Genomic DNA, 2705 nt, shown 5'->3' on the forward strand with positions numbered 1-2705 from the left:
AGAACGGAAACGGAAAAACTTAATACGCTTAGGAATATCTTATGATCAGGCTTACGCTTGGAGCAGAACGAGGAAAGGCGGATGGGCAGTTGCTCAAAGTCCTATTCTTATCACCACAATCACCTTAGAGAGACTTGAGAAAAGAGGGTATATTTCTATGTCCGATATCTACAAAAAGTTAACCGAACGGTAATCAACCGCCGTATACGAGGCCCGTATGTACGGTGGTGTGAGAGGCTCTCCCCGTCATTTATTGGCGGGGCAGTCTACTCGATTAACTTTATTTTTCGTGTACTATTGTAAAGACAAGCACACGAATATTCTTGTCTTTATGTCGAGCAGGTTTAAAGGTCATTTGATTCAATTCTTCTAAGATGTAAGGTTCAAGTTTGTATGCACAACCATATCGTACAGAACCGTTTGAAATTGAACCATCCTTTTCGATTACAAATTGAATTAACAACCTACAGCTACTGTCCTTTAATTCGCTGACTTGGTAACTTAGTTTGGAATATAGTTTATTGCCAGTTTCAATGAGTTCATCTACGCTTATTGGTTGATCAACTAGATAATTAGGGTAGATTGGAACCGATTCATTATCTGAGATCTTGTAACTTATGATGTCAATAAACTTATTCTTCTCGTACAAGTAAGTGACTTGATTTCCTAGCTCATCAGTTTTGTCAATTTTCCCGTCGATTATTTCGGGGTTTAGAGAAAGCAATTCTCCTGATCCTTCAAATCCATGAGATAAATTGATTAGAGACCACTGTCGATACTTGTATTTTTTTGATATTTCATCGTAATGGACATATCGAACAAAAAAAGCAGAGTCTTCAGAAGATACAATCCCATCAATTCCGTAGTAAACAGTATCTAAACTCTGACCTATTGCTTGTGTTAAAGAGAGTATAAAAACTAATATACAGCTAGTAAATATTTGAGCTCTCATATTGATTAAAGTTAACGTTGTGTATATGCAAACTAGGCGGTTGCGGGCTTCAAACTTATCAAACCTTTGAGAAGTTGAAGGGGGCTACAATCGTTGATATTACTTCTATTTCGTCTATTTTGTATATACATTGTTGTGCTTAGTTTTCTTTTTCTGGGTAAAACTGTTCTTCAATTCTAGATTTTAATTTATTCTCTAACTCTTTATTTAGCATTATCTCTAATTGTCCAGAGTCGTTGATTTTAATTCCTATTTCAGTATGACCATCCTCTCTTTGACTTATGAAAGCAGAAGGGTAGAAGACCTTACCTTCATCTAGTTCTATTACAAAGGTGTTACAGATTTTTTGATTATAAACTTCAAATTTCTTTGGCAGACTGGAGTGATCAACGGTATCTTTATTCATACCTATAGGTAAAACACCATAACCATCTACCTCGCCATTTAAGAAGGAAGATATAGCAAGGACCCCATTGAAATATTTGTAAGAAAGAATTAAATAAGGTTCAAGTTCTAACTTTTTCTTTTGGGATGAGTATTTGCCTCTCCAAATGATGTATGAAAATTCAGTAAGTTTTGTGAAAGATTGGGTATCTGAATCAAAATATATTATTTCAAATCCAGCACCCCAGTTTTTTTTGATAGTTTCTAAGGAAAAAGATTCTTTCGAGAGTAATCCAGATAGTAGAATGGTATTAACTGAAAGAGCTTTATTAGTTATGTTAGTGTTTCCACTACATTCAATATTTTCATTCTTATATCTATTACATTCTTCAATGAATCCAGTAGCCCCAGTACCTACAGCATTAATCGTATTGAAGTATTCGTGAGGTTCTGTTTTCCAATATCCATCACTTATTGTAATACTAATAAATGATTCGGATTGTGAATCATAAAAGAGAAGTAGAAAAGCTGATTTAGAATACTTAGTTAAATCTAATTCGTCTTTAAACTTATTTAAAGATTCCGTATCAACCTCCACCTTGTCTAAATATGTGTTTAACTCATTGTGGAAAGTTTCTATTTCCGTTAAAAGACCAGCAGAACCTAAGGCCAAGTTAGAGTTAATGACTTTGATTTTTTGGTTCAGCTTAACAGGGAAATTTACCATGTCCTTAGGCATGTACTTTTCAACACCTTCAAGAAAAGTAGGTATTTTAAAGTCGTCTTTTCTCGTAGGAGAACTGACTAATAAATCTCCAATCAGAATAGGGAAACCGTCATTGAGTGTATTTGCAATTAGAGTCATATATAAAAATTATTAAGCACAACATTTGAGGTAATTTTTGTCTCTCAACTATCCTCTAAATTATAAAATGTAGTTCGAATTATAAAACTTACCGAATGTTATGTTGAGACTTTTTTTGTTCCGTTTGAACCACTAAGGACCACCAAGAACCATAAGATTTATTTTATTTTTCAAACGCTCCACAAAAACAATCGTAGGAGGCGAGACAAAACCTACCACAACACGACTTTCCAACTTTTCAAAAATTCCTATGGAGTTTATCTCTTGATAAGAAACGTAAGAATTTTGTGAGAAAAGCATTAAAGTCTATTTCAATTAAAAGGGATTTTAAGTAACTGAAAGTCATTGATATTTGATTTTTATTTCAGTAACTTACTTGAGTCTTTTTGACGTAACACTCGTCATACAAGTTGGAGACTTGAAACGGTCTTCCGTAAAGACTCAAAACCATATTTCCATCCCATTTTTAATCTCCTTATTTTCTCGAAAAGTTGAAGTCTTGCA

The 2705-nt window shown here is 33.9% G+C and carries 3 protein-coding genes and 1 pseudogene; 1 reads left to right on the top strand and 3 read right to left on the bottom strand.

All coding sequences use genetic code 11. The features are described from left to right. Window positions 1-193, top strand: a pseudogene (locus tag PL77_RS29305) (group II intron reverse transcriptase/maturase); the annotation flags it as partial. 87 nt (window positions 194-280) lie between these two features. Here PL77_RS29305 and PL77_RS29310 read toward each other — a convergent pair. The 3 genes from PL77_RS29310 to PL77_RS31955 form a co-directional block, all read right to left on the bottom strand. Continuing rightward, window positions 281-952 carry an energy transducer TonB gene (locus PL77_RS29310; RefSeq protein WP_044213436.1) on the bottom strand — a complete coding sequence of 224 codons (672 nt, stop codon included), beginning with the start codon at window positions 950-952 and terminating at the stop codon, window positions 281-283. A gap of 139 nt (window positions 953-1091) precedes the next feature. Next, window positions 1092-2201 (bottom strand): hypothetical protein, encoded by a 1110-nt coding sequence (locus PL77_RS29315; RefSeq protein ID WP_044213439.1) that lies wholly within the window; start codon window positions 2199-2201, stop codon window positions 1092-1094. Between the two features lie 132 nt (window positions 2202-2333). Continuing rightward, a complete protein-coding gene (locus tag PL77_RS31955; RefSeq protein WP_156152602.1) occupies window positions 2334-2501 on the bottom strand; it encodes a hypothetical protein in 168 nt (55 codons plus the stop codon). Between the last annotated feature and the right edge of the window lie 204 nt (window positions 2502-2705).

The sequence above is a fragment of the Flammeovirga sp. OC4 genome (assembly GCF_000812565.1).
Taxonomy (GTDB): domain Bacteria; phylum Bacteroidota; class Bacteroidia; order Cytophagales; family Flammeovirgaceae; genus Flammeovirga.

Excerpts from the sequence above, each read along its gene's own strand:
- PL77_RS29310 (WP_044213436.1), bottom strand. The coding sequence starts at position 952 with ATGAGAGCTCAAATATTTACTAGCTGTATATTAGTTTTTATACTCTCT.
- PL77_RS29315 (WP_044213439.1), bottom strand. The coding sequence starts at position 2,201 with ATGACTCTAATTGCAAATACACTCAATGACGGTTTCCCTATTCTGATT.
- PL77_RS31955 (WP_156152602.1), bottom strand. The coding sequence starts at position 2,501 with ATGCTTTTCTCACAAAATTCTTACGTTTCTTATCAAGAGATAAACTCC.